Below are 16,053 nucleotides of genomic sequence, written 5' to 3' on the forward strand. Positions count from 1 at the left end.
GGTATCACTCGGTCTCGGGTGTCGGCTCGTCTTCCGGCTCGGGTTCCGCCGTCCAGGCCGTGGCGAAGGCGGCGAGCTGCATGGCATCCTTGAAGGCCATGACCGAGACACTGCGCTCGGTGGGCATTCCACCCGGATAAGGAGCGATCAGGACGGTCTCCTGAGACAGACGCGCGCCGGGGGTCTTCTCGGCGATCCAGGCCTCCGCCTCGGCGCAGAGACGTGCCGGGTCGGAGGGATCTCGTGCGCGGGAATCCGAGCGCAGCACGAGGACGTAGGGGCCGAGCGTCGGATTGCGCTGCTGCAGGCCCTGGATGATGTCGATCATGATCGTGTCTCGTCACGTTCCTGCCGGGGGCGCGGCACGGCCCCCGGCGAATCCGGTCGTTCAATGAAGCTTGACCCGCGGCTCCGTGCGCCGCGTCAGGGCGCGGGCCGTGGCGTCGAGGGCGGTCTTGATCGTGCCGTGCAGGGCGCGCTCGTGCATCTTGTAGAGCGACCAGTACATCATCCGCGCGAACAGCCCGGCGATGAACATGTTCTTTCCCTGGATGAAGCCCATCAGGTTGCCCACCGTGGAATATTCCCCGAGGGACACCAGCGAGCCGAAATCCCGGTACTTGAACGGCTTCAGGGGCTCCCCGGCCATCTTGATCGGGATCTGCTTGATGAGATGGCTCGCCTGCTGGTGCGCCGCCTGCGCACGCGGCGGGATCGGCGTGTCCGAGCCCTGCTCCACCAGATAGGCGCAATCGCCCATGGCGAAGATGTCGGGATCGCGCGTGGTCTGGAGCGTCGGCGTGACCACGAGCTGATTGTTGCGCGTGGTCTCGAGGCCGCCGATCTCCTGCAGGAACGGCGGCGCCTTCACGCCGGCCGCCCAGACCACGAGTTCGGAGGGGATGAACCCGCCATCGGCGAGCTGGACGCCGTCGGCTCGGACTTCCGTCACCCGTGCCTGCGTGCGGACCTCGACGCCGATCTTGTTCAGCAGCGCCATCACCTCCGCAGAGAGACGCTCGGGGACGGCCGGCAGGATCCGGCTCGCCGCCTCGACGAGGGTGATCTTCAGGTCCTTGGCGGGGTCGATCTTGTCGAGGCCGGTGGAGGCCACGTCGCGGGTGGTGCGATGAAGCTCCGCCGCCAGTTCGGTGCCGGTGGCGCCGGCCCCGATCACCGTCACGTGGAGCTGGCCGGGGCGCACCGGCCCGACCTGGGTGTGTGCGCGCAGCATGCCGTTGACGAGGCGCTGATGGAACCGCACCGCCTGGTCCGGCGTGTCCAGGGCGATGGCGTTCTCCTTCACCCCCGGCGTGCCGAAATCGTTGGTGGTCGAGCCCACCGCCAGGACCAGCGTGTCGTAGGGGATCGAGCGGACGGGCGTGACCTCGCGGCCCTCGGCATCGTGGCTCGCGGCGAGCTGGATCGTGCGCGCGGTCCGGTCGAGCCCCGTCATCGAGCCGATGCGATAGCGGAAATGATGCTGATGCGCGTGGTGGAGATAGTCCACGGCGTGGTGGCCGACATCGAGGCTGCCCGCGGCGACCTCGTGCAGCAGCGGCTTCCAGATATGGGTCCGTGCCCTGTCCACGAGGGTGACGTGCGCCTTGCCCTTCCGGCCCAGCGTGTCGCCGAGCTTGGTGGCGAGCTGAAGCCCAGCCGCGCCTCCACCGACGACCACGATGCGGTGGAGGTTGTCCACGGTTTCGCCCGGTACCATGCGTCCCTCGTCCCTTAAACTTGAGCGGCAGGCAGCCCGCCTTTTTCTCCGCTCGGGTCTTATAGGCAAAATCTTTTTTGAACGGCAGCCTCAGCTACGCAGCCCGGCCGATATTCTCACGCGGGCGCGCCGGGCTGGCGCAGGGGATGCGCCCTGGCGAACGCCTCCTGCCCCAGGCAATCCTCGGCGATCCGCCTCACGGTGGGATAGGGCGCGGTCTCGACGCCGAAGATGCCGGTGCCGACCCAGAGGCTCACGAGGCAGAGATCGGCATGGCTGATCGCGTCTCCCTGCGCATAGCGGCCGGTGCCGGGCTCGTGGGCGAGGCGGGTCTCCAGCGTCTTGAGCCCGGTCTCGAACCAGTGCCGCACGAACCCCATCATGCCGTCCTTCGGGATGTCGTAGGCCGACATCAGGTAGTTGCGCACCCGCGGAACATAGAGCGGATGAGTATCGCAGGCGACCACCTGCGCCAGGGAGCGGGCGCGCGCCCGGGCTTTCGGATCGCTCGGCAGCAGGGCCGGCTCGGGATGGATGTCCTCGAGATAGTCGAGGATCGCCAGCGATTGGGTGAGGGGAGGGCCGTCGCCGTCGAAGAAGGCCGGCACGGCGCCCTGCGGGTTGATGGCGAGATACTCGGGCTTGAACTGGTCGCCGGCATCGAGATCGATGAAGGTCTCCTCGCAGGCGAGGCCCTTGAGGTTGAGGGCGATGCGCACCCGGAAAGCGGCGGCCGAGCGCCAGTTGCCGTACATCTTCATGGCCGTCTCCCCTTCAGCCTTTGGTCGCCGCGGACCACACCCGACAACGATGCCGACCGCAAGTGCCGATTCCGTCAGTGCACCGCGCCGGTCGGACGAGCGCTCGCCGGATGTCACCGCGTGATGGAATGCCTGCCGGGGGGCGGCCAACGACGGGCCGTTACGGAAGGCTTGCGGCGGCGATCTTCTAATGGCTATGTTTCACAGAATTAGTATTCAAGATTGGCGAGAGCCGTGGCGCTATCAATGAGTAAACTCTATGTTTTGAGAATCGCCGTCGCAATCTGTCTGATATTCGTGTCGATCCCCTCCTCGTTTGCCTGGAGGCTCGATCCGGACCAATTTTCCGGCCCGATGCGCGAATATCAGATCGAGCTTGCAAAGATTATCCTCGTTCGTGCGCGAAACACCGGCTACCGCTCCCAATTCAGTGGGATGACGACGGTGATGTTCACGATAAACCGTTCGGGAATCATCGAGGAATTTCATATCAAGGAGAGTTCCGGGTCTCCGTATATCGACTCCCTTGCCAAGGAGATCCTTCGAGTGGGCGCGCGTTACATCCCGTTCCCCGAAGGCGCTCCGATGTCCCACATGGTGATCACGGTCCCGATCCGCTTCGTTCGCCATCCTCGCTGAGGACTGACGCGGCCTCGTCGGCGCCAGATCGTTTCGCGGAACTCCGCCCGTGGCGGTCGGTCGTCGTCCGGCATTTGGCAGCACCGCCCGCTTCGCGCATAGACGGCGGGAACGGTTCGGAAGACCGCGATTGCGATGGGTGCCCGCGAGATGCAGATCGAAACGCCCTACCTGATGTTCCTCGGCGACGTGCCCGATACGTTGGCGGCCAAGACCGCCTACGGCATCGCCGACTGGCGGCCGGACTGGTGCGTCGGCCAGTTGCGCCTGCCCGGCTGCGCCGCCGATCTCGGCATCCCGGACCTGACCCTGGACGAGGCCGTGGCCAAGGGCTGCCGGACCATGGTCATCGGTGTCGCCAATGCCGGCGGCGTGCTCCCGACGCATTGGGTGTCGGAGGTCGTGGCCGCCCTGAATGCGGGGCTCGACATCGCCAGCGGCCTTCACGTGCGCCTCGGCTCGCTGCCGGAGATCGCCGAGGCGGCCGAGAAGAACGGCCGCCAGTTGCACGACGTGCGCCACACCACCGAGACCTTCGACACCGGCAAGGGCATCCGGCGGCCGGGACGTCGCTTGCTGAGCGTCGGCACCGATTGCTCCGTGGGGAAGAAATACACCGTCCTCGCCCTGGAGCGCGGCATGCGCGAGCGCGGCCTCGATGCGGATTTCCGGGCCACCGGCCAGACCGGCGTGTTCATCTCCGGCCGAGGCGTCGCCATCGATGCGGTGGTGGCCGACTTCATCTCCGGCGCCGTGGAATGGATCGCCCCCGCGGCGGATCCGGACCATTGGGACCTGATCGAGGGACAGGGCTCGCTCTACCACCCGTCCTTCGCCGGCGTCAGCCTCGGCCTGCTCCACGGTGCCCAGGCCGATGCCTTCGTCGTCTGTCACGAGCCGAGCCGCAAAGCCATGCGCGGCGTGGCGCATCCGCTGCCGTCGATCCAGCAGGTGATCGACCTCACGATCCAGCTCGGCAGCCTCACCAATCCCGGCATCTGCCCGGTGGGGATCGCCGTGAACACGCAGAAACTCGGGGAGGACGAGGCCCGTACCCTGCTCCAGGATCTGACCAAGGAGCACGGGTTGCCCGCCACCGATCCGGTCCGCTTCGGAGTCGACGGGATCATCGACCGTCTGCTGGCGGAGTTCCCCGCCGGGAGCGCGGCATGACCCGCCGCCTCACGGTCGCGGTGGAGCGCTTCCCCATCGCCGGAGCCTTCACCATCGCGCGGGGCAGCCGCACGGAAGCGGTGGTGGTGCTCGCCACCATCACGGACGATGCCGACGGCCATCTGGGCCGGGGCGAATGCGTGCCCTACCCGCGCTACGGCGAATCCCCCGAGGGCGTCTGCGCCTTGATTTCCGAGCAGGCCGACGCGATCGCGGCGGGGGCCACGCGCACCGATCTGCTCACGCTGATGAAGGCGGGAGCGGCGCGCAACGCCGTCGATTGCGCCCTGCTCGATCTGGAGGCCAAGCAGCGCGGCCGCCCGGCCTGGGAAATCGCGGGCCTGAGCCCGCCGCAGGTCGCCACCACCGCCTATACGCTGAGCCTCGGCACGCCGGAGAGCATGGAGGAGGCCGCACGCGGCGCGGCGCACCGGCCCCTGCTCAAGGTCAAGCTCGGCGGAGAAGGCGATCCCGAGCGCATCGCCGCCGTGCGTCGCGGCGCGCCGGAATCGCGCCTGATCGTCGATGCCAACGAGGCGTGGCGCGGAGAGACCATCGAGGCGAACCTGGCCGCCTGCCTCGCCGCGGGGGTCGGCCTCATCGAGCAGCCGCTCCCGGCCGGCGAGGACGCGTTGCTCGCCCGTATCGCCCGGCCGATCCCGATCTGCGCCGACGAGAGCCTGCACGACCGCGCCGGCCTCGACGCGCTCTCCGACCGCTACGACGCCATCAACATCAAGCTCGACAAGGCCGGCGGCCTCACCGAGGCGGTGATGCTGGCGCACGAGGCAAAGGCGCGGGGGCTCTCGCTGATGATCGGCTGCATGGTCGGCACGTCGCTGGCCATGGCGCCCGCCATGCTGCTCGCCCACCACGCCGATTATGTCGATCTCGACGGGCCCCTGCTGCTGGCGCGGGACCGCGAGCCGGCCCTGCGCTTCGACGGCAGCCTGATCCATCCGCCGACGCCGGATCTGTGGGGATAGGGCCGAGAGTTCTCGACGCCCGGTTCGGGTTTCAAATCTCGGCGAACGACCCTGCAAAATGGTGCCGATCCCCGTCGCCGAGTTGACGGAATGGTGCAGGGACGGGCATGGCCCGATGCGTGCGACCCGGATCGGCCGCAAGCGTGACAGGTCCACCATGTTGAAGACCCGAATCATTCCCTGCCTCGACGTGAAGGACGGGCGCGTCGTCAAGGGCGTCCAGTTCCTGGAACTGCGCGATGCCGGCGATCCGGTGGAGGCGGCCAAGGCCTATGACGCGGCCGGCGCCGACGAACTCTGCTTTCTCGACATCACCGCGAGTCACGAGGCCCGCGGCACCCTGCTCGACGTGGTGAGCCGCACGGCCGAGGCCTGCTTCATGCCGCTCACGGTCGGGGGCGGCGTGCGCACGGTGGAGGATATCCGCACCCTGCTCCTCGCCGGGGCCGACAAGGTCTCGATCAACACGGCGGCGGTGAACGACCCCTCCTTCGTGGAGCGCGGCGCCCTCAAGTTCGGCAGCCAGTGCATCGTCGTCGCCATCGACGCCAAGCGGACCTCCGCCCCGGGCGAGCCGGATGCCTGGCAGATCTTCACCCATGGCGGGCGCAAGCCCACCGGGCTCGACGCCATCGAGTTCGCCCGGACCGTGGCGGCGCGCGGCGCCGGCGAACTCCTCGTCACCTCCATGGACCGGGACGGGATGCGCTCCGGCTACGACATCGCCCTGACGCGGGCGATCTCGGACGCGGTCTCGGTGCCGGTCATCGCCTCGGGTGGCGTCGGTGGCCTCGACGACCTCGTGGCAGGCGTGCGCGACGGTGGCGCCAGCGCGGTGCTGGCCGCCTCGATCTTCCATTTCGGCCAGCACACCGTCGCCGAGGCCAAGGCGCATATGGCGAAGGCCGGCTTGCACATGCGGCTCGACCCGTGACGGGTCACGGCGCCGAGGTCCGACCCTTGCCCAATCCCTTCCCGTGCCGCAGGCTCGTCGCCGTTGCGTGCATCGTCCGGCCTGCCGAGAGCTAGGATCGCATGACCGATTTCACCCTGAGCGACCTGGACGCCCTCATCGCCGACCGCGCCGCCGCGCCGCCGGACCAGTCCTACACGGCCAAGCTCCTGGCCGGCGGGCCGGCCAAGCCCGCCAAGAAGCTTGGCGAGGAAGCGGTCGAGGCCGCCATCGCCGCCGTGCAGGGCGATCGCGAAGGGCTCGTGAGCGAGGCGGCGGACGTGCTCTACCACCTCCTCGTGCTGCTGCGCGCCGGCGGCGTCGCCCTGCCGGAGGTGATGGCGGAACTCGAGCGCCGCACCGCCCAGAGCGGCATCGCCGAGAAAGCGGCCCGGAGGCACCCGTGACCGTCGAGCCGTCACGGCCCATCGCCATCGTATCCGAGCGCGATCCCGCCCTCGGCCAGGACCCGGTGACGGGGATCGGCCCCGAGCGCCTATCGCCCTATCGCCTGTTTTCCCGTGAAGAATGGGCTCAGCTGCGCGCCGACACCCCGCTGACGCTGACGGGGGACGATGTCAGCCGCCTGCAATCGCTCAACGATCCCATCTCCATCGAGGAGGTGGTGGCGATCTATCTCCCGTTGTCGCGGCTGCTCTCCCTCTACGTCGCGGCGACGCAGGGGCTGTTCAAGGCGACCCAGCGCTTCCTGCTGGCAGAGCGCGAGGCGAAGGTCCCCTACATCATCGGGGTGGCCGGTTCGGTGGCGGTGGGCAAATCCACCACCGCCCGCGTCCTCAAGGCGCTGCTCGCCCGCTGGCCTAACACGCCGAAGGTCGACCTCATCACCACCGACGGGTTCCTGCTGCCCAATGCCGAGCTGAAGCGCATGGGCGCGATGGAGCGCAAGGGCTTTCCCGAGAGCTACGACACCGCCGCCCTCCTGCGCTTCCTCACCGACATCAAGGCCGGCAAGAAGAGCGTGGCGGCGCCGCTCTATTCCCACCTCGTCTACGATGTGGTGGCGGGCGAGGAGCGGGTGGTGGAATCCCCCGACATCCTCATCGTCGAGGGGCTCAACGTCCTCCAGCCGGCGCGCCTGCCGCGCGACGGCACCGCGATCCCCTTCGTCTCCGACTTCTTCGATTTCTCGATCTATCTCGACGGGCACGAGGACGACCTGCACCGCTGGTACGTCAACCGCTTCCTGCGCCTGCGCCAGACCGCCTTCCGTGATCCGCTCTCGTATTTCCGCAAATACGCCGAAGTAACGGAGGCCGAGGCCCTGGAGATCGCCGACAACCTCTGGACCACGATCAACCTGCCGAACCTGCGCGACAACATCCTGCCGACGCGCCAGCGCGCGAGCCTGATCCTGGCCAAGGGCGCGAGCCATCGAATCGAGAGCGTGGCGCTGCGGCGGCTGTGAGCCGGAGCGTATCCCTCAGCCCAGCGGATACGCCGCCTCCACCACATACGGCCCGCCGCCCCGCGATTCCCGCGCCGAGAACAGCGCCACCCGCGTCGCGGTGAACCGCAAAGCCGGAAACAGGCCTCTCTCGGCGAAATACTCCGCCACGTCCGGTGCCTGGGTGTCGCGCTTGGCGAGACGAGCCAGGGTCACGTGGGGCGTGAACTTGCGTCGCTCCGGCTCGGCACCGGCGGCGCGGGCGATGCGCTCGTGCTCCTCCTGCAGGTCGAGGAGATCCGCGCCGACAGTCACGCTTGCGACGATCGCGCGAGGCTTGTCTCCGCCGAACGCGTCGAGGCCGGACAGCGTCACGTCGAGAGGCGGGCGCGGGCGCGCTTCGACGAGGCCGGCATGGAACGCCTCGGCCACTTCGTCGTCCACGTCGCCGAGGAAGCGCAGGGTGATGTGGAGGTCGCCGCGCTCGATCCAGCGCGCGCCGCGCAGGCCGCATTGATAGCGCGACAGCGCTTCGGCGACGTCGTCGGGAATTTCCAGGGCGGTGAACAGGCGCGGCATCGGTCTATTTCTGCGCCGTGCCGAGCCGGTCGAGGAAGGTCTCCACCGTGGGCAGGATGCCGGCGACGATGGTCTCGACGCCCTTCACGTTGGGGTGGAGCCCGTCCTCCAGGTTGAAGCGCCGGTCGTTGAGGATGCCCTCAAGGAAAAATGGGTAGAGGACGAGGCCGTGTTGCCGGGCGAGATCGGGATAGATCGCGTCGAACCGCGCGACGTAGTCCGGCCCGAGATTGGTCGAGGCCTTCACGCCGGCGAGCAGGACCGGGATGTTACGGGCCTTGAGCCGGGAGACGATGGTGTCGAGGGCCTTTCTCGTCACGGCGGGGTCGGTGCCGCGCAGCATGTCGTTGGCGCCGAGTTCGAGGATGACCCCGTCGGTCCCGTCGGGGACCGACCAGTCGAGCCGGTCGAGCCCGCCGGTGCTGGTGTCGCCGGAAACGCCCGCATTGGCGATCGACACGGCGCGGCCCCTGGCCTTCAGTTCGCGTTCCAGCACGGAGGGGAAGGCCGCGGCCGAGGGCAGGCGGTACCCGGCGGTCAGGCTGTCGCCGAAGGCCACGAGGTTGAGGGGGCGTGCGGCGGCATGGCCGATTCCCGTACCCAATGCGGCAAAGAGTGCCATTACCAGCGTCGCCCGGCGGGAATGCTGGCGTGGTGGGGCGAGACGAACCATATCGACCTCGTCGCGTGACGTATGACACAGACCCATTCCCGCACAGCCTCGACCTATGGTGTTCATGACGATGGTCTCACACAGATCGGTCCTGCCGTGATGCCCGGCAAGGTGGACGCTCCCGCGATCGCCCTGTCGCGGATCGATCTCAGCCTCGGCCGGGGGGCGGCGCGGGTCCATGTCCTGCGTGGCATCTCCCTCGACGTGGCGCGCGGCGAGGCGGTCGGCCTCGTCGGCCCCTCCGGCTCGGGCAAGTCGACCCTGCTGATGGTGATGGCGGGCCTCGAGCGGCCGGAATCGGGAGCGATCCATGTGGAGGGCACCGATCTCGGCGCGCTCGACGAGGATGCCCTGGCGCGGTTTCGCGGCCGGCGCATCGGCATCGTGTTCCAGGCCTTTCACCTCGTGCCGACGATGACGGCCCTGGAGAACGTCGCGTTGCCCCTCGAACTCGCCGACAAGCCGGGTGCGCACGAGCGGGCGCGGGCGGAACTGGAAGCGGTCGGCCTCGGTCACCGGCTGCACCACTACCCCGCCCAGCTCTCGGGCGGCGAGCAGCAGCGCGTGGCCATCGCCCGCGCCATCGCGCCCGACCCGGCGATCCTGGTGGCCGACGAACCCACCGGCAATCTCGACGAGGCCACGGGCCGGCAGATCGTGGACCTTCTCTTCGCCCTGAAGCGCGGTCGCGGCGCGACCCTCGTTCTGGTCACCCACGATCCCGGCCTCGCCAAGCTCTGCGACCGCACCGTGCGCCTGCGCTCGGGGCTTGTGGACGAGGCGGTGGCGGCGTGATCCGCCTGAACCCGCGCGTTCGGCGGAAGGCCTGACCCCATGCATGGCACCCTGCCTCGTCCCGCTCCGCGCCCCAGCCGCGTCCCGCTCACCCTGCGCCTCGCCTTCCGCGAGTTGCGCGCCGGGCTTGGCGGTTTCGTCGTGTTCCTCGCCTGCATCGCGCTCGGCGTCGCGGCCATTGCCGGGGTCGCCTCGATCTCGCGCTCGCTCACGGATGGTCTCGGCCGAGAGGGCAAGCGCATCCTCGGCGGCGATCTCACCTACAGTCTGATCAACCGCGAGGCGACGCCCGACGAGCGGGCCGCCCTCGACGCGCAGGGTAAGGTCTCCGTGGTCACGACCCTGCGGGCCATGGCGCTGGCCGGGGACAAGGGCGCGGCCCTGGTGGAACTCAAGGCGGTGGACGCCGCCTATCCCGCCGCCGGGGACCTCGTCACCGACCCGGCCTTGCCGCTCCCCGATCTGCTGGCCGAGAGGGATGGGGTGTTCGGCGCCGTCGCCGATCCGGTCCTGCTGACGCGCCTCGACCTCACGGTCGGCGACCGGATCGAGATCGCCGGCAAGCCGATCGCCATCCGGGCCACGCTGGTCTCCGAGCCGGACAAGATCGCCAACGGCATCGGCTTCGGCCCGCGCCTCCTCGTCTCCGCCGCGACGCTTCAGGCGACGGGGCTGATCCGGCCGGGCAGCCTCAACCGGTGGAGCTATCGCATCCAGGCGCCCGCCGCCGACGATGCGGAACTGGAGCGGCGGATCGCGGCCGTCGCCCGTGCGGCGCCGGATGCCGGCTGGGAGATGCGCTCGCGGTCCAATGCCGATCCGCGTTTCGCCAAGAGCGTCGAGCGCTTCACCCAGTTCCTCACCCTGGTCGGGCTCACGGCGCTCATCGTCGGCGGGGTCGGGGTCGCCAATGCGGTCAATGCCTTCGTGGCGCGGAAGCGCGGGTCCATCGCCACCCTGAAGAGCGTCGGTGCGCCGGGAGGGCAGGTCGTCGCCATCTATCTCACGCAGGTGATGCTGGTGGCCGGGCTCGGTACCGTGATCGGACTCGCGATCGGGGCGGGCCTGCCATTCCTCCTCGATGCCCTGTTCCACGATGCGCTTCCGCTGCCGCTGAACCCGACCCTGGCGCCGGCGGAACTGCTGCTCGCCGCCGCCTACGGCCTGCTCACGGCGCTCGCCTTCGCCATCATTCCCCTGGGCCATGCCCATGACGTGCCGGTCTCCGGCCTGTTCCGGGACGTGGTCGATCCCGACACCCGCAAGACGCGGCTGCGCTACCGGCTCATCCTCGTCGCGGCGCTCGCCGCCCTGGTGGCGCTGGCACTGGCCACGGCTTTCGACCGTAGGGTCGCGCTGATGTTCATCGTGGCGGCCGGCCTCGCCTTCGGGCTTCTGCGTCTCGTCGCCCTCGGCCTCATGGCCGGGGCGCGGCGCCTGCCCCGGCCGCGTTCGGCGGCACCCCGCATGGCTTTGGCCAACCTCCATCGCCCCGGCGCGCTCACCCCCGCCATCGTCCTGTCGCTCGGCCTCGGGGTGACCCTGCTGGTGACGCTGAGCCTGATCGACGCCAATGTCCGGCGGACGCTGACGAGCTCGCTGCCGGCCCGTGCACCGAACCTGTTTTTCCTCGACATCCCGGCTGCGGAGGCGGACGGGTTCCATGCGGAGCTCGGCAAGCTCGCGCCGGGGGGCAAGATCGAGCGCGTGCCGATGATGCGCGGGCGCATCGTCGCCATCAACGGCACCCCCGCCGCCGCGATCAAGCCGCCGGAAGATGCCGCCTGGGTGCTCGATGGCGACCGCGGGATCACCTATGCCGAGGATCTCCCGGAGGGATCGAACCTCGTCGCCGGCTCGTGGTGGAATGCGGAGGAGGGGGCAAAACCCCTGGTGTCCTTCGATGCGGAACTCGGCCGTGCGCTGAATCTGGCGGTCGGCGGTACCGTCACGGTCAACGTCCTGGGGCGGAATCTGACGGCGAAAGTCGCGAACCTGCGCAAGGTCGAATGGCGCAACCTCGGCATCAATTTCGTCATGGTCTTCTCGCCCGGCACGTTCCGGGGCGCGCCGCATTCGGACCTCGCCACCCTTACCCTGGCGGGCGGGCCGGATGCCAAGACCGAGGCCCTGATCCTGCGCGACGTCGCCCGCGCCTTTCCGTCGGTGACCAGCGTGCGGGTGAAGGACGCCCTCGACACGGTCAACGACATCGTCGGCAAGCTGGTCCTGGCGATTCGCGCCGCCAGCGGCGTTGCCGTCGTGGCGAGCCTGTTCGTGCTCGCCGGCGCCATCGCGGCGGGGCACCGCGCTCGGCTGTACGATGCCGTGGTGCTGAAGGTCCTGGGTGCCACGCGCGGGCGCCTGCTCCTGGCCTACACGCTGGAATACGGCGCCCTGGGCATCGCCACCGCCCTGTTCGGGCTTCTCGCCGGCACGCTCGCGGGTTGGACCATCGTGACCCGCGTGATGAAGCTCGACTTCGTCCTGGACCTCTCCGGTGCCCTCGTCGCATCCACCCTCGCGGTGGTCTTCGCGATCGTCCTCGGACTGGCCGGGACATGGCGCATCCTCGGCCAGAAACCGGCTCCCTACCTGCGTCAATTCTGAGGCCGGACTGTCGTCCGCCTCCCCATCGACGGAGAAAGACGACGCCGAAGTCATGGTTTATGACTTGTCACTATAGCTCTGGTGCGCCGCGCGGATGATGAACGAGATTTAATCCGCCCTCATCCAAATAAAGATAGAGGTCAGAAGCGGTGATTCCCGGGCCGCAAAGCTCGGCCGCCCCCTTGTGCGGAGCGGCATGACGGAACATATTTCGGCTCAAGGCGCGGTCACGTGCCAGAGGTCCTGTGCGTGAGCCTCGGTTCCAAATCACACGCTGAGAGAGCTTCCAAGGGAAACTCCCATGGCATTCGATAACAGTCCCTTCCGCTACGGCGCCCAGCCCCAGGGCTATGCCGGCTCCCAGGTCGAGGTCGATCAGGGCCTGCGCAGCTTCATGCTCGGCGTCTACAACAACATGGTCGTCGGCCTCGGGATCTCCGGCCTCGTGGCCCTCGGCCTGAACATGGCCGTCCAGACCGGCACCATTGTCGCCAACTACAAGGGCGTTCCGCTGAACCAGGCGGGCGTCTTCATCTACGGCACGTGGTTCAAGTACGTTCTGATGCTGGCCCCGCTCGCCTTCATCTTCATCTTCACGATGCGCATGGATCGGATGTCGGCCTCTGCGGCACGCCTCACGTTCTTCGCTTTCGCGGCGGTGATGGGTGCCTCGATGTCGTCGATGCTGCTCGCCTTCACGGGCGCCAGCGTGGTCCGGGTCTTCTTCATCACGGCGGCGACGTTCGGCGGTCTCAGCCTCTACGGCTACACCACCAAGCGCAGCCTTTCGGGGATGGGTTCGTTCCTGATCATGGGCGTAATCGGCCTCTTTATCGCCTCGATCGTGAACATCTTCCTGGCCTCGAGCGCGCTTCAGTTCGCCATCTCGGTGCTCGGCGTCCTGATCTTCGCAGGCCTTACCGCCTACGACACGCAGAAGCTCAAGGAGATGTTTCTCTACAGCGGTGCCGACGCCGAAGGCGCGGCCAAGCTGTCGGTGAACGGCGCTCTGACGCTCTACCTGGACTTCATCAACATGTTCCAGTTCCTGCTCCAGCTCCTCGGCGATCGCCGCTAAGCGAGCCATCGGAACGCGGATCGAAAGGCCTCGGCGGAAACGCCGGGGCCTTTTTTCGTTTCCGCTGCTGCGAACCTGCGAGGATGTCGCGGTGGGTAAACCGGTGGTGCCGAAAATCGGGCGTGGCCCAGGGCGGGAGACGCCGCAGCCCAGCGACGTGCCGACCTACGCCATCGTCGGCGTCAGCGTCGCCGCTGCGATCGGCGCCGGCGCATGGGCCGGCTTCGGCGCGGCCATCATTGCCGGCATCGCCACGCTGTTCGTGCTCGGCGCCCTGTATTCCATCGGCGCGCGGCGATGGGGTTGGCCTCCGATCCGTTGGGAGGCGCTCCCGTTCTTCATCCCGTGACCGGGGCGATCACACCACGCGAAGAGGCTTTTCCAGCGCCGCCAGGACACGGGCGAGGTCGTGCCCTCGCTTCAGCACGATGCCGGCGGCGGAAATCACCGCGAAGGCGCCCTGCCGGCGGGCGAGTTTGGGATCCTTCTCCACCCGGAACAGGGGGGTCTCGGACGAGCGGCGGTAGATCGAGAACACCGCCTTGTCGCGGCGGAAGTCGAGGGCGTAGTCACGCCATTCGCCGGCCGAGACCATACGGCCGTAGAGGTTGAACAAGGTCCTGAGTTCGGAACGGTCGAAGGCGACCTGTGGCACCACCGGAGCCGTCGGGAACGGCACGACACGGCCGGTGGAATCCTTCGATCGCGGCTCGGCTCCGGTCCCCTCGTCCATCCTCGCTCCTCGGTTCCGGCGACTCGACGATCGCCGCAAAGGAGGAATGATGGGCCTCCCACTCCGAGCCTGCAAGCCCGGTCGATTGCCGCGTGCGCACCGGCACCAGCCACGGACTGGCAACACAACGTCACGATTTCGCCCCGTTATCGCCCATCGTCGGCCGCGATAGAAGATGATACCTGTGGCCGAACCTCGTCGGTTCCGTGCTCGGTCGGGCGGCCGATATCCACGCTCCCCAGCTTTCGGGAGCCTGCCGATGTCACGGGAGCGACACTCCAGAGGTTTCGAGACCCAAGGACTTCAGGCCGCCTCTCCGGAGTGCGGCCTTTTTTTCTGCCATGACGGTCCGCTCTGGTCTAAAAATCCTTTTCGATGGCCTCGGCCGCCCTTCGTGTTCTACCACCACGTTCGTGGACAGCTGGGTCCCGGCGGTGACAGACAGGGGCAGGCGGGGCGGCCTCGTCGACAAGGGATGGCAGTGGTTGGACGGCGGGTTTTGGTGAGGTTCGATCCCGGCTTTCGCGAGACGCTCGGCGACCTGTTTGCCTGGCGTCGCGACGTGCGCCGCTTTCGCAGCGATCCCGTGGATGAGGCCGTGTTCCAGCGCTGCCTGGCCCTGGCGATGCTGAGCCCGTCCGTGGGCAACAGCCAGCCCTGGCGTTTCGTCCGTGTCGCCGACCCTGCCCGGCGCGGGGCGGTGACCGCGAGTTTCGAGCGCTGCAACGATGCGGCGGCCGAGACCTACGAGTGCGAGCGCCGCGAAGCCTATACCCGCCTGAAGCTCGCGGGCCTGCGCGAGGCGCCCATCCATCTCGCGGTCTTATGCGATGAGAAGACGACAAACGGGTTCGGCCTCGGCCGCGCCACCATGCCGGAAATGCTGCGCTACTCGGTGGTCACGGCGGTGCACACCTTCTGGCTCGCCGCGCGGGCGCACGGCCTCGGCGTCGGCTGGGTGTCGATCATCGAGCCCGATTGCGTCGCGTCGCACCTCGACGTTCCCGCCTCCTGGCGCCTCGTCGCCTATCTCTGCGTCGGCTATCCGGTGGAAGAGCACGACGATCCCGAACTCGTCCGGCATGGCTGGCAGGAGCGCGACGAGACGGCTTCCGTCCTGCTGGAGCGGTGAGCGAGGTGAGCCTTTATCAAAGCCTAATCGGACCGTTCGCCTTTAGCGCGAGTGTGAGGGGCGCCGTTTAACCGCGCTCCATCATTCCGGTGCGTATCCGGCCGATGACCCCCACCGGTAACCGGAACGGCAATCTCGATCGCTGCTTATCGTGAAGCTCACGGTCTCGCTTTCGGGGATGACGACAGATGTTCGCGCGTAATGGGTTCGCCGCTTGTTTGGCCGCAACGGTCTTGAGTGTGGGGTTTGCCGCGTCACCGGCCGCGTCCCGCGAACTCGTGGCCTTCGACCAGGCCGTCATGCCCGGTACCGTGGTGGTCCGCACCTCGGAGCGCCGGCTCTACCTCGTCAACGGCGACGGCACGGCGATCCGCTATCCCGTGGCGGTGGGCAAGCCCGGCAAGCAATGGACCGGCGCCACCAAGATCGACGGCAAATATGTCGAGCCGGCCTGGTCGCCGCCGCGCGAGGTCAAGCGTGACAACCCGCGCCTGCCCGACGTGATCGCCGGCGGCTCGCCGCACAACCCGATGGGCGCGGCGGCGATGACCCTGGCGGGCGGTGAGTACGCCATCCACGGCACCAACCGTCCGAATTCGGTGGGCACCTACGCGTCCTATGGCTGCATCCGCATGTACAATCAGGACGTGGTCGATCTCTACGGGCGCGTCTCGGTGGGCACGCAGGTCTACGTCACGCGCTGAGCCCGCTCTCAGAAGTCGACGGCGATGCCTTTGACTTCCCAATCGTCGTAGCGGACGGGCTCCAGGCCACCACGGCCCTGGCGCTCGCGGGCGGCGGAGATCTCCGCCGC

At 68.3% G+C, this 16,053-nt stretch carries 19 protein-coding genes; 12 read left to right on the top strand and 7 right to left on the bottom strand.

What is annotated here, in order from left to right:
- Positions 1-4: 4 nt before the first annotated feature.
- From MBTS_RS05610 to maiA, 3 genes are all read right to left on the bottom strand, one after another.
- Positions 5-328 carry a hypothetical protein gene (locus MBTS_RS05610; RefSeq protein WP_018045172.1) on the bottom strand — a complete coding sequence of 108 codons (324 nt, stop codon included), beginning with the start codon at positions 326-328 and terminating at the stop codon, positions 5-7.
- A gap of 60 nt (positions 329-388) precedes the next feature.
- Positions 389-1,720 carry an NAD(P)/FAD-dependent oxidoreductase gene (locus tag MBTS_RS05615; RefSeq protein WP_027172039.1) on the bottom strand — a complete coding sequence of 444 codons (1,332 nt, stop codon included), beginning with the start codon at positions 1,718-1,720 and terminating at the stop codon, positions 389-391.
- 116 nt (positions 1,721-1,836) lie between these two features.
- Entirely contained in the window at positions 1,837-2,481 is a 645-nt protein-coding gene (gene maiA, locus MBTS_RS05620; protein ID WP_147832476.1) for a maleylacetoacetate isomerase, read from the bottom strand.
- Positions 2,482-2,727: 246 nt separating this feature from the next.
- Between maiA and MBTS_RS05625 the strand changes: the two genes are divergently transcribed.
- From MBTS_RS05625 to coaA, 6 genes are all read left to right on the top strand, one after another.
- Complete coding sequence (locus MBTS_RS05625) at positions 2,728-3,120, top strand: energy transducer TonB (protein WP_056140272.1); 393 nt, start codon at positions 2,728-2,730, stop codon at positions 3,118-3,120.
- 150 nt (positions 3,121-3,270) lie between these two features.
- Positions 3,271-4,293: an N-acetyltransferase DgcN gene (dgcN, locus tag MBTS_RS05630; protein ID WP_192215235.1), complete on the top strand. Its 1,023-nt coding sequence runs from the start codon at positions 3,271-3,273 to the stop codon at positions 4,291-4,293.
- Positions 4,290-5,279, top strand: coding sequence for an N-acetyl-D-Glu racemase DgcA (gene dgcA, locus MBTS_RS05635; RefSeq protein ID WP_056254156.1), 990 nt, complete (start codon positions 4,290-4,292; stop codon positions 5,277-5,279). The genes dgcN and dgcA overlap by 4 nt, the downstream gene beginning before the upstream one ends.
- Before the next feature lie 157 nt (positions 5,280-5,436).
- The gene (hisF, locus tag MBTS_RS05640) at positions 5,437-6,213 is read left to right on the top strand and encodes an imidazole glycerol phosphate synthase subunit HisF (protein WP_056140829.1); all 777 of its coding nucleotides are present in this window, start codon (positions 5,437-5,439) and stop codon (positions 6,211-6,213) included.
- A gap of 101 nt (positions 6,214-6,314) precedes the next feature.
- Positions 6,315-6,638, top strand: coding sequence for a phosphoribosyl-ATP diphosphatase (locus tag MBTS_RS05645; protein ID WP_056140283.1), 324 nt, complete (start codon positions 6,315-6,317; stop codon positions 6,636-6,638).
- A 26-nt stretch (positions 6,639-6,664) separates the two neighbouring features.
- Complete coding sequence (gene coaA / locus MBTS_RS05650) at positions 6,665-7,660, top strand: type I pantothenate kinase (RefSeq protein WP_056140833.1); 996 nt, start codon at positions 6,665-6,667, stop codon at positions 7,658-7,660.
- A 15-nt stretch (positions 7,661-7,675) separates the two neighbouring features.
- On the opposite strand, the gene thpR is transcribed toward coaA, so the two are convergent.
- Together thpR and MBTS_RS05660 are read right to left on the bottom strand one after the other, a co-directional pair.
- The gene (gene thpR, locus MBTS_RS05655; protein ID WP_192215231.1) at positions 7,676-8,218 is read right to left on the bottom strand and encodes an RNA 2',3'-cyclic phosphodiesterase; all 543 of its coding nucleotides are present in this window, start codon (positions 8,216-8,218) and stop codon (positions 7,676-7,678) included.
- A 4-nt stretch (positions 8,219-8,222) separates the two neighbouring features.
- A complete protein-coding gene (locus tag MBTS_RS05660; protein WP_238254144.1) occupies positions 8,223-8,840 on the bottom strand; it encodes an arylesterase in 618 nt (205 codons plus the stop codon).
- 150 nt (positions 8,841-8,990) lie between these two features.
- Here MBTS_RS05660 and MBTS_RS05665 point away from each other — a divergent pair, with 150 nt between their 5' ends.
- From MBTS_RS05665 to MBTS_RS05680, 4 genes are all read left to right on the top strand, one after another.
- Positions 8,991-9,686 (top strand): ABC transporter ATP-binding protein, encoded by a 696-nt coding sequence (locus tag MBTS_RS05665; RefSeq protein WP_056254854.1) that lies wholly within the window; start codon positions 8,991-8,993, stop codon positions 9,684-9,686.
- 39 nt (positions 9,687-9,725) lie between these two features.
- Positions 9,726-12,296, top strand: a complete 2,571-nt coding sequence (locus MBTS_RS05670) for an ABC transporter permease (protein ID WP_192215232.1) — start codon at positions 9,726-9,728, stop codon at positions 12,294-12,296.
- Between the two features lie 301 nt (positions 12,297-12,597).
- A complete protein-coding gene (locus MBTS_RS05675) occupies positions 12,598-13,374 on the top strand; it encodes a Bax inhibitor-1/YccA family protein (RefSeq protein ID WP_147833443.1) in 777 nt (258 codons plus the stop codon).
- Positions 13,375-13,465: 91 nt separating this feature from the next.
- On the top strand, positions 13,466-13,723 hold the full coding sequence (locus MBTS_RS05680; protein WP_238254141.1) for a hypothetical protein: 258 nt from the start codon (positions 13,466-13,468) through the stop codon (positions 13,721-13,723).
- Positions 13,724-13,732: 9 nt separating this feature from the next.
- On the opposite strand, the gene MBTS_RS05685 is transcribed toward MBTS_RS05680, so the two are convergent.
- The gene (locus MBTS_RS05685; protein WP_018045158.1) at positions 13,733-14,107 is read right to left on the bottom strand and encodes a DUF2794 domain-containing protein; all 375 of its coding nucleotides are present in this window, start codon (positions 14,105-14,107) and stop codon (positions 13,733-13,735) included.
- 475 nt (positions 14,108-14,582) lie between these two features.
- Between MBTS_RS05685 and bluB the strand changes: the two genes are divergently transcribed.
- Together bluB and MBTS_RS05695 are read left to right on the top strand one after the other, a co-directional pair.
- Complete coding sequence (gene bluB / locus MBTS_RS05690; RefSeq protein WP_192215233.1) at positions 14,583-15,239, top strand: 5,6-dimethylbenzimidazole synthase; 657 nt, start codon at positions 14,583-14,585, stop codon at positions 15,237-15,239.
- Between the two features lie 188 nt (positions 15,240-15,427).
- Complete coding sequence (locus MBTS_RS05695; protein WP_026176170.1) at positions 15,428-15,943, top strand: L,D-transpeptidase; 516 nt, start codon at positions 15,428-15,430, stop codon at positions 15,941-15,943.
- A gap of 8 nt (positions 15,944-15,951) precedes the next feature.
- Here MBTS_RS05695 and MBTS_RS05700 read toward each other — a convergent pair.
- Positions 15,952-16,053 (bottom strand): DUF1674 domain-containing protein (locus MBTS_RS05700; RefSeq protein ID WP_192215234.1); only part of this gene is annotated, 102 nt, incomplete at its 5' end.

Source organism: Methylobacterium bullatum, from assembly GCF_014845095.1.
Lineage (GTDB): Bacteria > Pseudomonadota > Alphaproteobacteria > Rhizobiales > Beijerinckiaceae > Methylobacterium > Methylobacterium bullatum.

Excerpts from the sequence above, each read along its gene's own strand:
- MBTS_RS05610 (WP_018045172.1), bottom strand. The coding sequence starts at position 328 with ATGATCGACATCATCCAGGGCCTGCAGCAGCGCAATCCGACGCTCGGC.
- MBTS_RS05615 (WP_027172039.1), bottom strand. The coding sequence starts at position 1,720 with ATGGTACCGGGCGAAACCGTGGACAACCTCCACCGCATCGTGGTCGTC.
- maiA (WP_147832476.1), bottom strand. The coding sequence starts at position 2,481 with ATGAAGATGTACGGCAACTGGCGCTCGGCCGCCGCTTTCCGGGTGCGC.
- MBTS_RS05625 (WP_056140272.1), top strand. The coding sequence starts at position 2,728 with ATGAGTAAACTCTATGTTTTGAGAATCGCCGTCGCAATCTGTCTGATA.
- dgcN (WP_192215235.1), top strand. The coding sequence starts at position 3,271 with ATGCAGATCGAAACGCCCTACCTGATGTTCCTCGGCGACGTGCCCGAT.
- dgcA (WP_056254156.1), top strand. The coding sequence starts at position 4,290 with ATGACCCGCCGCCTCACGGTCGCGGTGGAGCGCTTCCCCATCGCCGGA.
- hisF (WP_056140829.1), top strand. The coding sequence starts at position 5,437 with ATGTTGAAGACCCGAATCATTCCCTGCCTCGACGTGAAGGACGGGCGC.
- MBTS_RS05645 (WP_056140283.1), top strand. The coding sequence starts at position 6,315 with ATGACCGATTTCACCCTGAGCGACCTGGACGCCCTCATCGCCGACCGC.
- thpR (WP_192215231.1), bottom strand. The coding sequence starts at position 8,218 with ATGCCGCGCCTGTTCACCGCCCTGGAAATTCCCGACGACGTCGCCGAA.
- MBTS_RS05660 (WP_238254144.1), bottom strand. The coding sequence starts at position 8,840 with ATGGCACTCTTTGCCGCATTGGGTACGGGAATCGGCCATGCCGCCGCA.
- MBTS_RS05665 (WP_056254854.1), top strand. The coding sequence starts at position 8,991 with ATGCCCGGCAAGGTGGACGCTCCCGCGATCGCCCTGTCGCGGATCGAT.
- MBTS_RS05670 (WP_192215232.1), top strand. The coding sequence starts at position 9,726 with ATGCATGGCACCCTGCCTCGTCCCGCTCCGCGCCCCAGCCGCGTCCCG.
- MBTS_RS05675 (WP_147833443.1), top strand. The coding sequence starts at position 12,598 with ATGGCATTCGATAACAGTCCCTTCCGCTACGGCGCCCAGCCCCAGGGC.
- MBTS_RS05685 (WP_018045158.1), bottom strand. The coding sequence starts at position 14,107 with ATGGACGAGGGGACCGGAGCCGAGCCGCGATCGAAGGATTCCACCGGC.
- bluB (WP_192215233.1), top strand. The coding sequence starts at position 14,583 with ATGGCAGTGGTTGGACGGCGGGTTTTGGTGAGGTTCGATCCCGGCTTT.
- MBTS_RS05695 (WP_026176170.1), top strand. The coding sequence starts at position 15,428 with ATGTTCGCGCGTAATGGGTTCGCCGCTTGTTTGGCCGCAACGGTCTTG.